The organism is Aeromonas sp. PS2Canimalfood6 (assembly GCF_048276795.1).
GTDB lineage: Bacteria > Pseudomonadota > Gammaproteobacteria > Enterobacterales > Aeromonadaceae > Aeromonas > Aeromonas caviae.
In genome coordinates, this window is sequence record NZ_JBLUXC010000108.1 from 1 (window position 1) to 4,044 (window position 4,044).

3 protein-coding genes are annotated in these 4,044 nt (G+C 59.8%); 2 read left to right on the forward strand and 1 reads right to left on the reverse strand.

Features of this window, described 5'->3' with window-relative positions; genetic code table 11:
• The first annotated feature begins 826 nt into the window (after positions 1–826).
• Together recR and htpG are read left to right on the forward strand one after the other, a co-directional pair.
• Positions 827–1,429, forward strand: a complete 603-nt coding sequence (recR, locus tag ACNPAA_RS20615; RefSeq protein WP_010674419.1) for a recombination mediator RecR — start codon at positions 827–829, stop codon at positions 1,427–1,429.
• Between the two features lie 540 nt (positions 1,430–1,969).
• A complete protein-coding gene (gene htpG / locus ACNPAA_RS20620; RefSeq protein ID WP_042017279.1) occupies positions 1,970–3,883 on the forward strand; it encodes a molecular chaperone HtpG in 1,914 nt (637 codons plus the stop codon).
• On the opposite strand, the gene ACNPAA_RS20625 is transcribed toward htpG, so the two are convergent.
• A partial coding sequence (locus tag ACNPAA_RS20625) for a hypothetical protein (protein ID WP_417891980.1) occupies positions 3,858–4,044 on the reverse strand: 187 nt, incomplete at its 5' end. The genes htpG and ACNPAA_RS20625 overlap by 26 nt on opposite strands.

Consider the following 4,044-nt stretch of genomic DNA (forward strand, 5'->3'; position numbering starts at 1 on the left):
TTCGTTTGTGCATCAAAAATCTGTTGACTTATTTTTTTAATGCTCATAACCTATGCGCAAATCAACTGGATTAGAGCCGATGAACAATGATAAAAACTCACAGGCCAAAGATTTAAATAAGGGAAAGTGCGAACAAGTATCCCACGAACAAAAAATGAAAATTTTAGTCATTTAATATCAATGGGTTACCATTAAATGCTCTCGTGCCATATGACTTATTCGCACCTTCCCTAGCATGCTGTCATCCTATGACAATTATATTCAAATATCTTAAAAGGAACTCGGCGACCAATATCGAGATCGCGCGCCAATGGCGTTGCTGCACTGAAGCCTAGTTGTCGAGTAAACCATACTAATCGGCCGGTGAAAAAACAGAAGGGGGAGCCGTTGAAAACCGGCGCAACGTCATAAATCGGGACCTCAAGAGGGCATTTATTGTTTGGTTTTGCTAAACGATAACTGATTGTCGAATAGAAAAACCAAACAATGTGGGCCTGGTTTCTGGCCGTGCTGGCTTGTCTGGAGGCTGGTGGGGAGTGAGTTGGGGCAATCTGGGAGGGTTTCCCGGTTTCCCCGGAATTGGTTTGGCAATCATGGCGTGATCTGGGTTGTGGGGAGAGGGGAAGGGGAGGTTGCCGCTCAGTGCTGCGCCCCGACCGGGGTGATGTTGGGCCGTCAGGCACTGTGGCGGGATCCGGCCATTGGCGCCCGGGGCCGGCTCGGGTATAGTCCTGCGCCAACAAGATAGGTTCGGATGGAGGCGTCGGCACCGCTTCAGGCAAGCGGGCCGAATCACTCCTTCGGCGCGGCTTTAAAGGATATCCCCATGAAATTCAGTCCCCTGCTCGATGAGATGATGAAGGCGCTGCAGGTCTTGCCGGGCGTGGGCCCGAAATCGGCCCAGCGCATGGCGTTCACCCTGCTGGAGCGCGAGCGCAGCGGCGGTCTGCGTCTGGCCTCCCTGCTCAACCGGGCGCTCACCGAAATCGGTCATTGCAGCCACTGCCGCACCTTTACCGAGAACGATCGCTGCGAGATCTGCGCCAATCCCAAGCGCGAGGAGAACGGCTTGCTCTGCGTGGTGGAGAGCCCGGCGGACGTGGCCGCCATCGAGCAGACCGGCCAGTTCTCCGGCCGTTACTTCGTGCTGATGGGCCACCTGTCGCCCCTTGACGGTATCGGCCCCGAGGAGCTGGGGCTCGATATCCTGGAGCGCCGCCTGCAAGAGGAGCAGATCAAGGAGCTGATCCTCGCCACCAACCCCACCATCGAGGGGGATGCCACCGCCTGGTACATCGCCGACATGGCCCGCACCGCCGGGGTGGAGGTGAGCCGCATCGCCCACGGCGTGCCGGTGGGCGGGGAGCTGGAGCTGGTGGATGGCACCACGCTCTCCCACTCCCTGATGGGGCGCCAGCGCCTGAGCTAAAGACACCACGGACCCCACCCCGGCCCTCCCCTTGGCAGGGGAGGGAGCAATGGATCTTGCCCCACTCCTCTCTTTGGCAGGGGAGAAAGCAACGAACCCCACCCCGGCCCTCCCCTTGATAGGGGAGGGAGCAATGGATCTTGCCCCACTCCTCCCTTTGGCAGGGAAGAAAGCAACGGAGCCCGCCCCATGCCCCCTTTGGCAGGGGAGGGGGCAACGGATCCCACCTCATGCTTCCCCTTGGCAGAGGAGGGAGCAACGCACCCCACCCCAGCCCTCCCTTTGGCAGGGGAGAGCAAGGCTGACCCCGCTATATGTCACCCCTCTCGATTCCAGTCTGACCCCTTCGCCAGACAGGGGGCGACGGTGCACCTCCCCCTTGTGAAGGGGGGAGGCCGGGAGGGGGTTGCCTGTGTGAGCCAAGCGAGGGGCCGGTGTGCAAATTTGCTCTCAAGTTTGCACGCAAGCCCCTTGATATTTGAAAGGCCAACCCCATCTAGCTTGGGAATCTGTTCAACCCGACGTTTTGAGGACTGGTCGATGACCCAAAGTGTTCACGCCGAAACCCACGGCTTTCAGACTGAAGTCAAACAACTGCTGAGCCTGATGGCTCACAGCCTCTACTCCAACAAAGAAGTATTCCTGCGCGAGCTGATTTCCAACGCCTCCGATGCGGCGGACAAGCTGCGCTTCAAGGCGCTTTCCGATGCCTCTTTGTTCGAAAACGACGGCCAGTTGCGCGTGCGCCTGGTGGTGGACAAAGAGAACAAGACCCTGACCATTTCGGACAACGGCATCGGCATGACCCGTGACCAGGTGATCGAGCACCTGGGCACCATCGCCAAGTCCGGCACTGCCGAGTTCTTCAAGCACCTCTCCGGTGACCAGGGCAAGGATTCCCAGCTGATCGGCCAGTTCGGGGTGGGCTTCTACTCCGCCTTCATCGTGGCCGACAAGGTGACCGTGGTCTCCCGCGCCGCCGGCACCGCGCCGGAGCAGGGCGTGCAGTGGGAATCACAAGGGGAAGGCTCCTTCACCGTGGCTGACGTGACCAAAGCCGGTCGCGGCACCGACGTCATCCTGCACCTGCGCAGCGATGAAGAGGAGTTCCTGGACGACTGGCGCCTGCGCTCCGTGGTCAGCAAATATTCCGACCACATCAGCGTGCCGGTGGAGATGTACAAAGAGGGCACCCCGGATCGCGAAGAAGACGGTGAAACCATCGTCGGTACCCCGGGCGAGTGGGAGCAGGTCAACCGCGCCACCGCGCTCTGGACCCGTAACCCGAAGGACATCAAGGACGAGGAGTACCAGGAGTTCTACAAGCACGTCGCCCACGACTTCGAAGATCCGCTCCTGTGGGGTCACAACCGGGTGGAAGGGGCCCAGGAGTACACCAGCCTGCTCTACATCCCGGCCCGTGCGCCGTTCGATCTCTACAACCGCGAGCAGAAGCACGGCCTGAAACTCTATGTGCAGCGCGTCTTCATCATGGACGACGCCGAGCAGTTCATGCCGACCTACCTGCGCTTCGTGAAAGGGGTGCTGGACTCCAACGATCTGCCGCTCAACGTCAGCCGTGAAATTCTGCAGGACAACAAGGTGACCGCCTCCCTGCGCAAGGCCTGCTCCAAGCGCGTGCTCACCATGCTCAACAAGCTGGCGAAAGAGGATGGCGAGAAGTACGCCAAGTTCTGGAGCGAGTTCGGCAATGTGCTCAAAGAGGGCCCGGCCGAGGATTACGCCAACCGGGAAGAGATCGCGAAGCTCTTGCGCTTTGCCAGCACCGCCGGTGAGGGCGAAGCCCAGACCGTGTCGCTCGAGGATTACGTTGGCCGCATGAAGGAAGGTCAGCAGAAGATTTACTACATCACCGCCGACTCTTATGCCGCTGCCAAGAACAGCCCGCACCTCGAGATCTTCCGCAAGAAGGGCGTCGAAGTGCTGCTGATGTGGGAGCGGGTGGACGAGTGGCTGATGAGCCACCTGACCGAGTTCGACGGCAAGCAGCTGGTCTCCGTCACCCGTGGCGAACTGGATCTCGGGGATCTGGAAGACGACGCCTCCAAGCAGGCGCAGGAGGAGGCCGAAAAAGCCAACGCCGGTCTGGTGGAGCGGGTCAAGAAGAGCCTCGGGGAGGCGGTGAAAGAGGTGCGCGTCACCCACCGTCTGACCGACTCGCCGTCCTGCATCGTCACCGACGCCCACGGCATGAGCACCCAGATGATCAAGCTGATGCGCGCCGCCGGTCAGCCGGTGCCGGAGCAGAAGTACATCCTGGAGCTCAACCCCGACCATGCCCTGGTGAAGAAGCTCGGCACCATCGAGGATGAGAGCCTGTTTGGCGAGTGGGTCTCCCTCCTGCACGAGCAGGCCCAGCTGGCGGAGCAGGGTGGCCTCAATGATCCGGCGAGCTTCGTCTCCCGTATCAACCGTCTGCTACTCCAGGCGTGATGTGATTGTGATTGGCCCACTGCATGACAGTGGGCTTTTTTTTGGTTCTTCGCGGGATCTTGGGGAAGTGGAAGTTGACAGACAGGGTGCTGGTAAACTGGCTGTCTCCAAACACACCACCACCATCACCCTGCTGTCGCCGTGCATCATATTGATATTGC

Bases quoted from the DNA above. Each gene is read 5' to 3' on its own strand.
- recR (WP_010674419.1), top strand. From the start codon at position 827: ATGAAATTCAGTCCCCTGCTCGATGAGATGATGAAGGCGCTGCAGGTC.
- htpG (WP_042017279.1), top strand. From the start codon at position 1,970: ATGACCCAAAGTGTTCACGCCGAAACCCACGGCTTTCAGACTGAAGTC.